15 protein-coding genes are annotated in these 14,037 nt (G+C 66.8%); all 15 read right to left on the bottom strand.

What is annotated here, in order from left to right; genetic code table 11:
- Window positions 1–58: 58 nt before the first annotated feature.
- The 15 genes from AB0305_RS12680 to prfA all read right to left on the bottom strand — a co-directional run bounded on the left by AB0305_RS12680 (window position 59) and on the right by prfA (window position 13,908).
- Window positions 59–952, bottom strand: a complete 894-nt coding sequence (locus AB0305_RS12680) for a F0F1 ATP synthase subunit gamma (protein ID WP_364134744.1) — start codon at window positions 950–952, stop codon at window positions 59–61.
- Between the two features lie 76 nt (window positions 953–1,028).
- Window positions 1,029–2,666, bottom strand: coding sequence for a F0F1 ATP synthase subunit alpha (atpA, locus tag AB0305_RS12675; RefSeq protein ID WP_290257405.1), 1,638 nt, complete (start codon window positions 2,664–2,666; stop codon window positions 1,029–1,031).
- An 87-nt stretch (window positions 2,667–2,753) separates the two neighbouring features.
- Entirely contained in the window at window positions 2,754–3,578 is an 825-nt protein-coding gene (locus AB0305_RS12670) for a F0F1 ATP synthase subunit delta (protein WP_364134742.1), read from the bottom strand.
- The gene (locus AB0305_RS12665; protein WP_364134739.1) at window positions 3,578–4,129 is read right to left on the bottom strand and encodes a F0F1 ATP synthase subunit B; all 552 of its coding nucleotides are present in this window, start codon (window positions 4,127–4,129) and stop codon (window positions 3,578–3,580) included. Before AB0305_RS12665 ends, AB0305_RS12670 begins: the two co-directional genes overlap by 1 nt.
- Window positions 4,130–4,183: 54 nt before the next feature.
- Complete coding sequence (atpE, locus tag AB0305_RS12660) at window positions 4,184–4,402, bottom strand: ATP synthase F0 subunit C (RefSeq protein ID WP_003804776.1); 219 nt, start codon at window positions 4,400–4,402, stop codon at window positions 4,184–4,186.
- Between the two features lie 80 nt (window positions 4,403–4,482).
- Window positions 4,483–5,283 (bottom strand): F0F1 ATP synthase subunit A, encoded by an 801-nt coding sequence (gene atpB, locus AB0305_RS12655; protein WP_146337178.1) that lies wholly within the window; start codon window positions 5,281–5,283, stop codon window positions 4,483–4,485.
- Between the two features lie 91 nt (window positions 5,284–5,374).
- On the bottom strand, window positions 5,375–5,704 hold the full coding sequence (locus tag AB0305_RS12650) for a hypothetical protein (RefSeq protein ID WP_290257398.1): 330 nt from the start codon (window positions 5,702–5,704) through the stop codon (window positions 5,375–5,377).
- On the bottom strand, window positions 5,691–6,182 hold the full coding sequence (locus AB0305_RS12645; RefSeq protein ID WP_364134735.1) for a hypothetical protein: 492 nt from the start codon (window positions 6,180–6,182) through the stop codon (window positions 5,691–5,693). The genes AB0305_RS12650 and AB0305_RS12645 overlap by 14 nt, the downstream gene beginning before the upstream one ends.
- A gap of 79 nt (window positions 6,183–6,261) precedes the next feature.
- Window positions 6,262–7,287, bottom strand: coding sequence for a glycosyltransferase family 4 protein (locus tag AB0305_RS12640; RefSeq protein ID WP_364134732.1), 1,026 nt, complete (start codon window positions 7,285–7,287; stop codon window positions 6,262–6,264).
- Window positions 7,284–9,161 carry a nucleoside-diphosphate sugar epimerase/dehydratase gene (locus AB0305_RS12635; protein WP_364134729.1) on the bottom strand — a complete coding sequence of 626 codons (1,878 nt, stop codon included), beginning with the start codon at window positions 9,159–9,161 and terminating at the stop codon, window positions 7,284–7,286. The genes AB0305_RS12640 and AB0305_RS12635 overlap by 4 nt, the downstream gene beginning before the upstream one ends.
- 99 nt (window positions 9,162–9,260) lie before the next feature.
- The gene (locus AB0305_RS12630) at window positions 9,261–10,223 is read right to left on the bottom strand and encodes a glycosyltransferase (protein ID WP_364134726.1); all 963 of its coding nucleotides are present in this window, start codon (window positions 10,221–10,223) and stop codon (window positions 9,261–9,263) included.
- Window positions 10,224–10,228: 5 nt separating this feature from the next.
- Entirely contained in the window at window positions 10,229–11,140 is a 912-nt protein-coding gene (locus tag AB0305_RS12625; protein WP_290257393.1) for a glycosyltransferase, read from the bottom strand.
- 1 nt (window position 11,141) lies between these two features.
- On the bottom strand, window positions 11,142–11,873 hold the full coding sequence (locus tag AB0305_RS12620; RefSeq protein ID WP_364134723.1) for an L-threonylcarbamoyladenylate synthase: 732 nt from the start codon (window positions 11,871–11,873) through the stop codon (window positions 11,142–11,144).
- Between the two features lie 4 nt (window positions 11,874–11,877).
- Window positions 11,878–12,792, bottom strand: a complete 915-nt coding sequence (gene prmC / locus AB0305_RS12615; protein WP_364134720.1) for a peptide chain release factor N(5)-glutamine methyltransferase — start codon at window positions 12,790–12,792, stop codon at window positions 11,878–11,880.
- Between the two features lie 42 nt (window positions 12,793–12,834).
- On the bottom strand, window positions 12,835–13,908 hold the full coding sequence (gene prfA, locus AB0305_RS12610) for a peptide chain release factor 1 (RefSeq protein ID WP_290257390.1): 1,074 nt from the start codon (window positions 13,906–13,908) through the stop codon (window positions 12,835–12,837).
- Between the last annotated feature and the right edge of the window lie 129 nt (window positions 13,909–14,037).

The raw sequence follows: 14,037 nt of genomic DNA, 5'->3' as shown, positions 1-14,037 counted from the left end.
GCGTGGGCGGTTAAGTTCGTTCTGTGGTGCAGGTACAGCTGGGCCCGTGACGGGCAGGCTAGGACGCGTTCAGTGCGTCGGCGCCGGCCACGATCTCGGAAAGCTCCTGCGTAATTTCAGCCTGGCGGGCAGTGTTGCGCAGACGCGTGTACTTCTTGATGAGCTCCGTGGCGTTGTCGCCGGCGGACTTCATCGCGCGCTGGCGGGCTGCGAGCTCGGAAGCTGCGGCCTGCAACATGGCGGCGAAGATGCGTGACTCGATGTAGCGCGGCAGCAGGGCATCGAGGACCTGCTCCGTCTCCGGTTCGAATTCGTAGAGCGGCAGCAGCTCCGACTCGGAGGCAGCCTGTTCCTCGACGACCTCCAGCGGGAGCAGACGGATGACCGTCGGTTCCTGCGTCACCATGGACTTGAACCGCGTGTAGACGACGTGGATCTCGTCCACACCGCCCTCTTCGTAGACCTCGGCGAAGTCGGCCAGGAGGGCCTCGCCCACCTCGCGTGCGGTCTCGAACTGCGGAGCGTCCGTGTTGCCGGTCCAGACCCGCTCGTACGGACGGTTCCGGAAGTCGAAGTACGCCTGCGCCTTGCGGCCCATGAGGTACATCTTGACTTCCTTGCCCTCCTCGTGGAGCAGCTCGACGAGGCCTTCGGCCTGCTTGAGCACGGTCGCGGAGTAGGACCCGGCGAGGCCGCGGTCGGAGGTGACGACCAGCACGGCGGCCCGGCGGATCTGCTCCGGCTCGGTCACCAGCGGGTGGTCGATTTCGCTCTGGCTTGCGACAGCAGAAACGGCACGCGTAATCGCGTTTGCGTAAGGCAGTGAAGCCGCTACGCGTGCGCGGGCCTTGCCGATGCGCGAGGTAGCGATCAGTTCCATCGCCTTGAAGATCTTGCGCATCGACGTCGTCGAGCTGATCTTCTGGCGGTAGACCCGAATCTGGGCTCCCATACTTATCCTTTCCTAAGCTTCCGTTGGGCCGGGACTGCCGGACCCTCGAGGGATCCGGCAGTCCCGGCCTACGGAACTAGCGCTTCTGCTTGACGATTTTTTCCTGGTCGACCTGGTCTTCATCGATCGGGGCGTACTCCTCGTGCCCCGCACCGACCAGCAGGCTGTCGCCCTCGCCGAAGAAGCCCTTCTTGAAGTCCACAATCGCGGTCTTCAGTGCTTCTGCGGTGTCGTCGCTCATCACGTTGGTCTGCGCCAGCGTGGTCAGGATGGAGGACTTGTGCTTGAGGTGCTCCAGGAACTCGGTCTCGAAGCGGTTGATGTCCTCAACCGGAACGTCGTCGAGGTAGCCGTTGGTGCCGGCCCAGATGGAAACGACCTGGTCCTCAACAGGGAACGGCGAGTACTGGCCCTGCTTCAGCAGTTCCATCAGGCGTGCGCCACGGGTCAGCTGCTGGCGGGAGGCCGCATCCAGGTCCGAGGCGAACATGGCGAAGGCCTGCATGTCGCGGTACTGGGCCAGTTCCAGCTTCAAGGTACCGGAGACCTTCTTCATGGACTTCACCTGGGCGGCGCCACCGACGCGGGACACGGAGACACCGACGTCGACAGCGGGACGCTGGTTGGCGTTGAAGAGGTCCGACTGCAGGAAGATCTGGCCGTCGGTGATCGAGATGACGTTGGTCGGGATGTAGGCGGACACGTCGTTCGCCTTGGTCTCGATCAGCGGCAGACCGGTCATGGAACCTGCACCGAGCTCGTCGGAGAGCTTTGCACAACGCTCCAGCAGACGGGAGTGCAAGTAGAAGACGTCGCCCGGGTAGGCTTCGCGTCCCGGCGGGCGGCGCAGCAGCAGCGACACGGCGCGGTAGGCTTCGGCCTGCTTCGACAGGTCATCGAACACGATGAGGACGTGCTTGCCGCCGTACATCCAGTGCTGGCCGATGGCCGAACCGGCGTACGGTGCCAGATACTTGAAGCCGGCCGGGTCGGATGCCGGGGACGCCACGATGGTGGTGTACTCCAGCGCGCCGTTATCCTCAAGGGTCTGGCGGACCGCCGCGATGGTGGACGCCTTCTGGCCGATGGCGACGTAGATGCAGCGGACCTGCTTGTTCACATCGCCGGAAGCCCAGTTGGCCTTCTGGTTGATGATGGTGTCGATCGCGATGGCGGACTTGCCGGTCTGGCGGTCACCAATGATCAGCTGACGCTGGCCGCGGCCGATCGGGATCATCGCGTCGATGGCCTTCAGGCCGGTCTGCATCGGCTCGTGGACCGACTTGCGCTGGGTCACGCCCGGGGCCTGGAGTTCCAGGGCACGGGTGGTCTCGGCCTTGATCTCGCCGAGGTCGTCAATCGGCTGGCCCAGCGGGTCAACCACGCGGCCGAGGAAGGCGTCGCCCACGGGTACGGACAGAACCTGTCCGGTGCGGTGCACTTCCTGGCCTTCTTCGATGCCCTTGAAGTCACCGAGGACGATGACGCCGATCTCGCGGACGTCGAGGTTCTGGGCGAGGCCCAGCGTGCCGTCTTCGAAGCGAAGCAGCTCGTTCGCCATGACCGAGGGGAGGCCCTCAACACGGGCGATGCCGTCACCTGCGGTCGTTACACGGCCAACCTCTACGCGCTCTGCGTTACCGGGTTCGTAGGACGCCGCGAACTCGTTCAACGCATTACGGACGTCGTCGGCGTTGATGGTCAAATCGGCCATCTGCAGTCCCTGCTCTCCTGTTTTCGTGATCATCGTTGCTCACGATGACCGGGGTTTCTTGTCGGTAAGTTGTGCTTGTCCGGCTGACTAGGCAAGCTGTCGCTGGAGCTGGCCCAGGCGGGCGAGGACCGAAGCGTCAACCACTTCGTCGCCTACCTGGATCCGGATTCCACCGATCAGTGCCGGGTCAATGTTCATGTTGAGCTTCAGCTCGCGGCCGTAGAGGGCGTTGAGCGCCGTCTGCAGCCGGCCGGTCTGGGCCTCCGTCAGCGGACGGGTGACGCTGACCGTGGCAATCCAGCGCTGCTGGCGCTTGGCTGCAAGCTCCGCAAAACGGCTGACGAGCCGGGTGACCTTGAGTCCTCGGGGCTGCGCGACGGCCTGGCCGATGAGGACCTTGGCCTCCTCGCTGGCACCGGGGACGAGCTTGGCGGCAAGGGCAGCCTTGGCTGCCTGGCTCGCCTGCGGCTCGGACAAGGCACGCTGAACCTCGTGGCTGGCGTCGACGGCCTGGTTGAAGCTGAAGAGGTCGTTCTCCAGCTCCTCCAGTCCGCTGAGGCCCGAGGCAGAGACTGCCGACTTGTTTTCAGCAACGGCAATGACCACCGTGGCGGCCAGGGTCTCGAGTGCATCGCCGATGTCGCGGGCCGATGCCCAGCGTGAGCCGGCCAGTCCGCTCGCGATCTGCACGGCGTCAGCGGAGACTTTTCCGCTGAACAGCTGCGTGACCAGCGCCGACTTCTCGCTGCCGGTGCGGGACGGGTCGGTCAGGGCGCGGCGCAGGCCAGCGGAGCTGTCCACCGTTCCCAGGATTCCGAAGAGTTCCTTAGCCAACTGCAGCGACGCGTTGGGAAGCGTGGGCTCCAACGCGGCGAGTGCCGCGGTCAGCGATTCGCTCGATACACCTGCCATTACTTAGCTGCACCTGCGCTCTGGTTCTCCAGATCTGCCAGGAAACGATCGACCACGCGGGCCGAACGTGCATCGTCGGTGAGGGCCTCGCCGACGATCCGGCTTGCCAGCGTGGTGGCCAGCGTGCCGACCTCCGCGCGCAGCGACACAACGGCCGCCTGGCGCTCGGATTCGATCTGGGCGTGTGCCTGGGCGGTGATGCGGGCAGACTCGGCAGCTGCCTTCTCCTTCAGATCCGCCAGGATCTGGGCGCCTTCGGCACGGGCTTCCTCGCGGATGCGGTTGGCCTCGGTGCGGGCATCCGTCAGCTGCTGCTTGTACTCTTCGAGTGCCGCAGTGGCCTCAGCCTGGGCCTTTTCGGCCTTGGCAATGCCGCCCTCAATCGCCTCGGCACGCTCTGCGAAGTTCTTCTCGAACATCGGGACAACGTACTTCGTCACGATGTAAAGGAGGACAGCAAAGCCTACGAGGACGACAAACATTTCCCAGATGTTGGGAACGAGGGGGTTTGACCCGGCCTCGCTGGCGGCTGAGATGATCAGCTGCTTCATATTTCACCCGTCCTTATCTACTCGGTTCTGGATGTTCGCTGGTGTTCTGAAGGTTTACTTGAGAACGAATGCGAAGACCAGGCCGAGGATGGCGAGGGCTTCAGTCAGCGCGAGGCCGAGGAATGCGATCGGCTGCAGGACGCGCTGGGCTTCCGGCTGACGTGCAACGCCGTTGATGTAAGCAGCGAACACGAGACCCACACCGATACCACCGCCGATGGCGGAGAGGCCGTAGCCGATGAGGTTGAGGGAGCCGTTGATGGAGCCTTCCATTTTTCTTCCTTTCAAGATGCCACCCGTGTGGCAGGTTGTTTGGGTTGCTTCATCCCCCGGAGGGGAAGTCTTTTGGAGCCTTAGTGGCTGTCGGCGTGCAGTGCGCCTTCGATGTAGATCGCGGTCAGCAGCGTGAAGACGTACGCCTGCAGCGCCATGATCAGCGCCTCCAGCATGTACATCGCCAGCGAGCCGGCGAGGACCAGAACCGAGGCGCCCTTGAGCAGGACGTTCTCCTGCATGACCAGGAACTCGATGCCGGAACCGGCGATCATCACGATCAGGTGGCCGGCCAGCATGGTGGCGAACAGACGGAGGCTGTGCGTCACCGGGCGGACCAGGAAGTTGGAGATGATCTCGATCGGGATAACGATCGGAAGAATGTAGACCGGCACGCCGCTGGGGACCGTGGCCAGCTTGAAGTACTTCAGGCCGTTCTTCTTGATGCCGATGGCAATCCAGGTCACGTAGACGATGGCCGCCAGCACGTAGGCGCCGCCGACGTGGGAGAAGCTCGGGAGCTGGATCACCGGGATGGCGCCGTAGATGTTGTTCACCAGGATGAAGAAGAACAGGCTGAACAGCAGCGGGACGTACTTGATGAAGTCCTTGCCGCCGATGATGTCCTTGGCGATGCCGTTCCGGACGAAACCGTAGGCGGCCTCGCCGGCGAACTGCAGCTTGCCCGGAACGAGCTGCTGCTTCCGCGCGGCCAGCACGAAGAAGGTGGCGATAATGACGACCGAGAGGATCACCAGCAGCATCTGCTTGGAGAATCCTTCGGCAGCACCCCAGGGCAGGATTGCCGGCAGGTGCATTTGTTCAATTCCGGGAGGAGTAAACTCTCCTGAATCTTGGGCCGGGAGCGCAAGCGCGATCAACGCGTTTCCTCTCTGCAGTGTCCATCATTGGGCGTTGGGCGGGGAGCGACGGCATTGCTGCCAACCAGTCCCCCTCTGAAATTTTTTGGCATTACTGTTCCGCGTCCTTGGACGGGCCACCTGCAGCGCCGTCTTCGCCAGCCGTAGACCGGTGGCTGGTGAGGCCGTGCATATGAGAAAGATAGAACCCTCCCGCAGCTCCAAGCAGGGCGCCTGCGAGCACAATCCAGCGGGTTCCCCACAGATTATCCAGACCCCACCCTATCAAACTCCAGACGATGATTCCGCCAACGATGTAGCTGAACACTGCGATCCCGGCGTTGTATCCGCCGTCGTCGCCGTCCTTTGATACGCCGGGCGCACCGGTGGTGCCTCGCGGCTTCCGGGGGGTGTTCTCGTCTCGCTCTTTACGGTCCGGCATGGGGTCCGCCTTCCGTGGAGTCGGGGTCGTTGTAGATCTGCAGCCGGGCCTTGCTGAAGCCGATGATCTCGGCGGCCTGCCAGGCAACGACGGTGACGACGGCGCCGATCAGGAACCAGCGGGCGTGCAGCCAATCCGGGGCACCCAGGACAAACAGGACGACGGCGAAGCCGACGACCTTGATGAAGTAAGTGGCGACGAACATGCCGATCGCCCCGGAGGGATTGTTCCGGCCGACGAAGTGTCCGACCAGCAGGCTGATGGCGAAGAACGCCATCACCAGGACACCGCCGAAGGCGCTGGAGAGGGCACCGAAGCCGCCGTTGAAGATCCAGGCCGGAACGGCCGTCACCACCAGTGCTGCGGCGGCCGTCACCGAACTGAGCGCCAGCAGGCGCAGCCAGAGTGACGTGGTGGGTCCAGAAACGCCGACGCGTCCGCGGCCGGGCGTGCGTCCGGGCTCGGCGTTGGAGGTCATGGGATCCCAATCGTCGCTGGCGGTAAGGGCGGGGGTGCGGAGAAGTCCGCCCCTGAATTCTACACGAGATAGAACATGGCTAGGCCACGGGGAGGCGGGTGACCTTGGATTTGCGGCGGTAGCGGCGGATGAGGTCCGGGCTGGCGACGTACAGTACCAGCACCGCCAGGCTGGCCGCGACGCAGAGCGCCACGACGGGCAGCGGCGCCGTCGCAGCGGTGAAGCCGAGGACGATCACGGCAGCGGTGCAGACGGTGACAGCGGCGGAGGACTGCAGGTGCGAGAAGCCGACGTCGGTCAGCCGCTGGTAGACATGCTCGCGGTGAGAGGCGTACCACCGCTCCCCCGCCTTGATCCGGCGCAGCAACGTGTAGCCGGTATCCGCCACATACACCAGGATGGGCGAGAGCACGTACTCGACGTACACGCCGGTGAAGAAGCCAGCAATGGCGAGGGCGGCCACGGAGGCGCCGAGAAGGTAGCTGCCGACGTCGCCGAGGAACACCGAGCCCCGGCCCAGGTTCCAGGGCAGGAAGCCGAGGAAGGCCATGGCCAGGATGGCGCCGCCGGCGGTGAGCCAGGGCTGGTCCGAGAGGGACCCGGCGGCCGCGTAGGCGGCGCCCACGGTGACGCCGTGCAACCCGGAGATGCCGTTGATGCCGTCCATGAAGTTGGCGATGTTGACGTAGGCGGCGACCGCGACGGCGGCGAGCGGCAGCCACCAGAAGGACTGGCCCGTCATGACGATCAGCACCGCCGAGCCCGCGGCCCCGATGCCCAGCTGGGCTCCGGCACGGCCGCGGATGGAGAGCCCGCGCAGGTCTTCGGTCCAGCCGACGGCGGCACACGCGCCGATGATCAGCAGCACGACGGCGAACACCGCACGGTTGACGGTGACGGCGCCGGTAAGGACGGCCACCCCGTAGCCGGCCGCGGTGGCCAGCGCCGCGGCCAGGCCCATCCCACGGATGGTGGTCTTCACGTGCGAGGACCGCGCGGACGGCACGTCCACCACGCCGAGCCGGATCAGCCAGGGCTTCACCGCATAGGGCAGCAGCAAGCTGGCCAGGAGCGTGACGGCGGCGGTGACCAGCAGGGCGGTCACGAGGCGACCCGGACGATTCTGATCGGTCCCGTCTCGTCCGACTCGTCGTCGGGGATCTCCGCGATGCTGGCGCCCTGTTCGGCCTCGCAGCGTTTCAGCCAGACTCCGAGGTCCAGCGTGGCCGGGTCCTGTTCGGTGGCGCGGGTGTGCGAGATCTTCGGGTGCAGCGGCCGCTGGTCCAGCTCGCCGGTGCCCACGAGCTCCTCGTGCAGCTTCTCCCCCGGCCGCAGCCCGGTGTAGATGATCTCCACCTTCTTGCCGGACATGGCGATCATGCGTTGTGCCACGTCAAGGATCTTGACCGGTTCGCCCATGTCCAGGATCAGCACGTCGCCGCCAGCGCCGATGGCTCCGGCCTGGATGACCAGCTGGCAGGCCTCGGGGATGGTCATGAAGAAGCGGGTGACCTCGGGATCGGTCACGGTCACCGGACCGCCGACGCGGATCTGCTCGGTGAAGAGCGGAAGCATGGATCCGCGGCTGCCCATGACGTTGCCGAAGCGGACGGAGACGAACCTGCCGCCGGTCTGGCCCGCCATCCAGGCGGTCAGCTTCTCCGCGACGCGCTTGGAGTGGCCCAGGGCGGTGGTGGGGTTCGCGGCCTTGTCCGTGGAGATGTTCACGAAGTGGGAGACCCCGGCACTCCGGGCGGCCTGCAGGACGTTCAGCGTGCCGCAGACGTTGGTCTTCCAGGCCTCGACCGGATACTGCTGCAGCAGCGGCGCGTGCTTGAGTGCGGCCGCGTGGAAGACCACCTCCGGACGGCGGTCGGTGAAGATCTCCTTCAGGGCCTCACCGTCGCGGATGTTCGCCAGCACGGTGTCCCGGCCGGCCAGCAGGCCGCGGCCGGTGATGGAGATCTGGGTCTGCTGGAGTCCGGTCTCGTCGTGGTCGAGCATGATCAGCTCGGCGGGGCCGAACGGCATGATCTGGCGGCAGAGCTCGGAGCCGATCGAACCGCCGGCGCCGGTGACCAGCACACGCTTGCCCTTGATGTACCCGGCGATCTCGTCGACCTTGATGTCCACCGGGCGGCGGCCGATGAGGTCCTCCACGGCGACGTCGCGGAAGTCGGAGAACCCGGCGGGGGCGGAGCCGCCGAGCATGTCCCGCAGCGGCGGCAGCACCAGCACCCGGATGTTCAGGCCGGCGACGGCGTCGGAAATGCGCCGCACCACGGACGCCTCGACGTTGGCGAAGGCCAGCACCAGGACCGTGGCGCGGGTGCGCCGGATGATGGCGGGAAGGTCTTCGCCGCGGCCCTGGACCTGGACGCCGGAGAGCCGGAGGTGCTTCTTGGCAGGATCGTCATCGATCAGGCCCACCGGGAAGTACGGGGACTCCGGATCTTGGATCATCCGGGTGAGGAGGGAGTTGCCGAGGAAGCCGGCGCCGTAGATGAGGGTGTTCTGCGCGCCGTCGCCGGGCCGGGTGCGGCTCTCGACGTACAGCCGCTTGGCGTAGCGGGCGGCACCCATGAAGAGGCAGGCGAACGGGAACGCGATCAGGCCGACGCTGCGGCCAATGTTGATGGCTTCGTAGAGCACCAGCAGGCTGGCGGTGATGGAGGCGGCGACGATCACGGTGACGAAGACCAGGGCCCGCGCCTCCTGGAAGCTTCCGAACGGGTAGCGGCCGCGGTAGAGGGCCAGGGCGTAGCCGGTCAGCACCTGGACGACGACGGCGATCGCCGCGATCACGGCGGCACCGGCGAACTGCTCGACGCGGATCCCCATCTCGTAGCGCAGCAGCAGGGCCAGGATCACGGCCACCACCCAGGACATGGAGTCCAGGATGAGCTGGATCCAGATCCAGAGGGCCGGCTTTTCGTCCCGGATCTGCTCGGATTCTCGAGGTTCAGATTTCGTAGTCAACAGAGTGTGCAACCGACTTCCAGTACTGCGGCGGCAAGGCGCCTGGGTCAAAAAAGTACCCGCGCGGGACTGTCGGACAGCGCGGAACCTAGAACGATACTAAGCCGTTTCGTTCCCGCGGCCCGCATCTGCGGGCAGCGGCGGCATGGGTTTCCAGGCCCGGTCGCGAAGGATTTCGCGCGATTCGCGCCATCCCTGCCAGAGCGCAGCGACCCCCGTGAGGGTGCGTTCGACGAGGACCAGGCGGGCGATTTCCTTGCCGAAGGTCAGCGCCGTTCCGGCCGCGAATCCTGCACGGTTGTACCGGCCGTGGGCCCGGAGGTACTGGGCGACGTGGCCGCGGTTGCGCATCACGTAGCGCCGGCTCAGGTCGGAGGAATCGTTGAGGTGGCGCAGGCCGAGGTCCACCTGGCGCTGCGCCCGCACCTTCCGGATCACGAACGCATTGACGTACACCACCGGCGTGCGCTGCGCGGCGAGCCAGCCGTAGACGGCGTCGTCCCAGGTGATGAAGAAGCGCGGATCGGGAAGGCCGATCTCGCGCGCCACGGACGCCCTGATCAGCATGCCCTCGAAGTTGCCCACGTTGGTGCGGAAGACGTCGGAGTGCTTGAACACGTCGCGGGATACCGGGAGGAAGACGCCGAGGGCGTCGACGAAGTGGTGCTGCCAGAAAAAGGGTTGGCCGTTGGCGTCGTAGCGGCGTCCCACGATGCATGAGTAGTCCGGCGTGAACCTCGCCAGCGCGTCGACAGCCCCGGGGAGGACCTCGACGTCGTCGTCCATCAGCCAGAGCCATTCGGCGCCGGCCGCCAGCGCGAGTTCGACGCCACGGGAGAAACCGCCGGCTCCCCCGGCGTTGGTCTCCAGCCGCTCGTACTGCAGGGGAAGGTCGCCCGCGGTCCTGGCCCGGTCGACCACCGCGGCGGTGCCGTCCGTGCTGGCGTTGTCGACGACGATGATTCCCTCGGGTTTCGTGTCGAGCCTGGCGAAGGAGTCCAGCAGGTTCGCCAGGAACTCCGCCCGGTTGTAGGTGACGACGACGGCGTAGAGCTTCTCCACGCCGCCTAGCCGTTCCGGGCCATCAGGTCCGCGGGTGCGCCGAAGCCCTTGCCCATGAACCCGGTGGAGTAGGCGCGGAACCAGTGTGCCAGCCCCTTCAGGTCACCGGCCTTCAGGAAGTAGTACGGGAAGCCGACCACGTCCGCGCCGAACCAGCGCAGGTTGCGGTATTTCCGGGTCAGGTAGCCACGGTTGCGGAAGTAGCAGTACCGCTTGAAGTTGCCTTCCGGAATGACCGGGGTGATGAAGCCGCCGAAGACCGGCTTCATCTCGGTCCAGGTGGCGGGGTGCTGGACGGCGACGGTGGCCAGGGTGCCGTACTTGAGCCCGGCCTTCTTGACCCGGGACAGGAAGTCGACCTCGTCGCCGCGGATGAAGAACTTCACGTCCGGAATGCCGATCGTGTAAAAGACCTCGGCGCGGATCAGGGCGCCGTTGAAGAAGTGGACCATGTCCGGCAGGTAGCCCATCGGGGCCAGGCGGGACCGGTCGTTGGTGAGCAGGCCGTTGATCCGGAAGTTGAAGGAGAGCCGGTTGGGATCGGCCGTGGCCGCGACCAGGGGGCTGATGATGTCCAGCCCGTGTTCGTCGGCGGCCTTGAGGAGCTCCTCGAGGCAGCTGGCGTCCTCCGGGTGCCCGTCGTCGTCCATCATCCAGATCCACTCCGCGCCGGAGGCCATGGCGGCCAGGATCGCGTAGGCGAAGCCGCCGGCTCCGCCGAGGTTCGCCTCGGAGCGCAGGTAGTTGATGTTGTCCATGCCCTGCTCGGCCACCAGCCGGTCGGCCGGGTCCGTGCCGGAGTCCACCAGGGCGATCGAGTGGATCGGGGCCGTCTGTGCGGCGAGGCCCTTCAGCAGCAGGGCGAGTTCCTCGTGGCGGTTGAAGGTGACGGCCGCGACGGCAACTTTGGGCTGCACTCTAGGCCTCCGGGGTTTCTGCGGGCGACTCGGCAGCCGGCTTGGCGGCGTCTTCCGCGGCCGCCGGTTGCTCGCCGGCCCCGAGCACGCCGGGCACCACCTCGCGGATCCGTTCCAGGCTGATGGCGCCCTGCCGGACCACGCGCAGCGGCAGCGACGTCGCGTCGATGATGGTCGACGGGGCGGACTCGGCCTCGCCGTCCACGGGACGGCGGCCGCCCTCAAGGTAGACCTCCACGGACTCGGCGAGCATCGCCTCGGCCTCGGCGGCGGTCTGCGCGGCAGGCCGGCCGGTGCGGTTGGCGGAGGAGACCGCCAGCGGCCCGGTCAGCGTGAGCAGGTCCTGGGCGACGTCGTCGGCCGGCAGGCGCAGCGCGACGGTGCCCTTGGTCTCCCCGAGATCCCAGTCGAGGGAGGGCTGGGCGTGCAGGATAAGGGTCAGGCCACCGGGCCAGAAGGCCTCGGCCAGTTTGCGGGCCTCCGCGGGAACCTCGGTGGCCAGGCCGTCGAGGGCATTCAGCCGCGGAATCAGGACCGGCGGCGGCATCTGCCGGCTGCGGCCCTTGGCGGCCAGCAGCAGGGTCACGGCCATCGGCGAGAAGGCGTCCGCGCCGATGCCGTACACCGTGTCGGTGGGCAGGACGACGCATTTGTTCTCGCGGATCGCCTTCTGGGCGTGTTCCAGTCCGGCCGCGCGTTGGGCCGCATCGTTGCAATCGTAGCTAGTGGTCACTGGCCTATCCTTTCATTCCGGGCTGGGCTTCGCGGTCCGCGCCGCCGGTGGGGCTTGCCAGGCGCCGGGCGCTGGTGGCCCGCTCCCGGCCATTGAGGTCAAGATGGGTGGTGATGCCGGTCCAGTGGCCGGTGGATTCCATCATCCGGGCGATCCAGCCGGCCTGCACCTCGGCGTGCTCCATCACGAAGTAGCCGCCGGGGACCAGCAGCCGCGCGGCGGACGCCGCGGCCGCCGCCGGGAGCTCCATGCCGTCCGCTCCCCCGCCGTACAGCGCCTCGGGCGGATCGTGCAGGGCCACCTCGGGTTCGTTGGGCACCGCCTCGGCCGGGATGTACGGCGGGTTGGACACGACGACGTCGAACGTTCCATCGTGCTCCGGCAGCGCGTCGCGCAGGTCGCCGCGGACCAGCCGGACCCCCAGTGGGAGCAGGTTCTTCGCCGCCCAGGCGTGCGCGAATTCGCTGTATTCGACCGCGTGCACCTCCGCGCCGGGGACCTCGTGCGCAATCGACCCGGCGATCGCCCCCGAGCCGGTGCCGAGGTCCGCCACCTTGGGCCTGGCGGGCCGGCCTGGCGCCGCCAGCCAATCGATGACCAACTGGACCACGGACTCGGTCTCCGGACGCGGGATGAAGACTCCGGGGCCGACGGCGAGTTCGAGGTAGCGGAAATGCGCCACCCCGGTGATGTGCTGCAGCGGGATCCGGCGCGCGCGTTCGGCCACAAGATCCGCGTACCCCTCCGGGGCCGGACTGTCGCCGAGCAGGAGGGCGCGGAGCCGCCCCGGCCCGACGCCCAGGAGGTGGCCCGCGAGGAGCTCCGCGTCGACCTTGGGGCTCGGCACGCCGGCGGCGGCCAGCACCGCCGTCGCCCCGCGGACGGCGTCGGCGAGGCTCTGTGCGGGATCAGGCGTCATCGTGGTCGGTCATCAGTCTCGTCGGATGGTCGCGCCGGGGCGCTAGTCGCCGATGGCGTCGAGGCGGGACTGTTCGTCCATCTCGATGGCGGACTGGATCACCGGTTCCAGGTCGCCGTTCATCACCTGGTCGAGGTTGTACGCCTTGTAGCCGGTGCGGTGGTCCGCGATCCGGTTTTCCGGGTAGTTGTAGGTGCGGATGCGCTCCGAGCGGTCCATGGTGCGGATCTGCGACTTGCGCTGCGCCGAGTTCTCGGCGTCGATCTGCTCCTGCTGGTGGGCCAGGATGCGGGCGCGGAGTACGCGCATGCCGGCCTCGCGGTTCTGCAGCTGGGATTTCTCGTTCTGCATCGCGACGACGATGCCGGTGGGAAGGTGGGTGATGCGCACCGCGGAGTCGGTGGTGTTCACAGACTGGCCACCCGGGCCGGAGGAACGGTAGACGTCGATCTTGAGGTCGTTCTGGTTGATTTCCAGTTCCTCGGGCTCGTCCACCTCGGGCAGCACCAGGACGCCGGCGGCGGAGGTGTGGATCCGGCCCTGGGATTCGGTGACGGGCACACGCTGGACGCGGTGGACGCCGCCTTCGAACTTAAGCCGGGCGAAGACGCCTTCGGCGGGGTCGTTGGAGTTGCCCTTGACGGCCATCTGGACGTCCTTGTAACCGCCCAGGTCCGACTCGGTGGCCGAGATGATCTCGGTCTTCCAGCCGCGGGATTCCGCGTAGCGGCTGTACATCCGCAGCAGGTCGGCGGCGAACAGGGCGGCCTCGTCGCCGCCTTCGCCGCCCTTGACCTCGAGGATCACGTTGCGGGCGTCGTCCGGGTCGCGCGGGATCAGCAGGCGGCGCAGCTTGGCGGCGGCCGTCTCAAGGGACTCCTCCAGCTCGGGCACCTCGGCCGCGAACTCGGGATCCTCGGCAGCCATCTCCTTCGCCGCGGCCAGGTCATCGTTGAGTGCCTCCCAGCGGTGGTAGGCCTCCACGATGCCGTTCAGCTGCGCGGACCGCCGCCCCAGCTTCCGGGCCAGCTTCTGGTCGGCATACACAGCAGGATCCCCGAGCTGCGCCTGGATAGCAGCGTGCTCATCCAACAGCCCCTGTACGGACTCAAACATTTCAAAACCTCTTTCGACTTCTACAAGTCTAGTAACGCGACGACAAAGGTGGGAAAACAGCGAAGCCGTTCGGTTTCTGCCGCCCCGGGAGTGGCATCGGGCCTGTCGGAGCCGGGTGGCTTGCGATCG

Source organism: Arthrobacter sp. NPDC080086, from assembly GCF_040702285.1.
This window is presented reverse-complemented; position numbering and strand designations above follow the sequence as displayed.

What these genes read in the sequence shown, in the direction of transcription:
- AB0305_RS12680 (WP_364134744.1), bottom strand. Translation starts at nt 952, where the DNA reads ATGGGAGCCCAGATTCGGGTCTACCGCCAGAAGATCAGCTCGACGACG.
- atpA (WP_290257405.1), bottom strand. Translation starts at nt 2,666, where the DNA reads ATGGCCGATTTGACCATCAACGCCGACGACGTCCGTAATGCGTTGAAC.
- AB0305_RS12670 (WP_364134742.1), bottom strand. Translation starts at nt 3,578, where the DNA reads ATGGCAGGTGTATCGAGCGAATCGCTGACCGCGGCACTCGCCGCGTTG.
- AB0305_RS12665 (WP_364134739.1), bottom strand. Translation starts at nt 4,129, where the DNA reads ATGAAGCAGCTGATCATCTCAGCCGCCAGCGAGGCCGGGTCAAACCCC.
- atpE (WP_003804776.1), bottom strand. Translation starts at nt 4,402, where the DNA reads ATGGAAGGCTCCATCAACGGCTCCCTCAACCTCATCGGCTACGGCCTC.
- AB0305_RS12650 (WP_290257398.1), bottom strand. Translation starts at nt 5,704, where the DNA reads ATGCCGGACCGTAAAGAGCGAGACGAGAACACCCCCCGGAAGCCGCGA.
- AB0305_RS12645 (WP_364134735.1), bottom strand. Translation starts at nt 6,182, where the DNA reads ATGACCTCCAACGCCGAGCCCGGACGCACGCCCGGCCGCGGACGCGTC.
- prmC (WP_364134720.1), bottom strand. Translation starts at nt 12,792, where the DNA reads ATGACGCCTGATCCCGCACAGAGCCTCGCCGACGCCGTCCGCGGGGCG.
- prfA (WP_290257390.1), bottom strand. Translation starts at nt 13,908, where the DNA reads ATGTTTGAGTCCGTACAGGGGCTGTTGGATGAGCACGCTGCTATCCAG.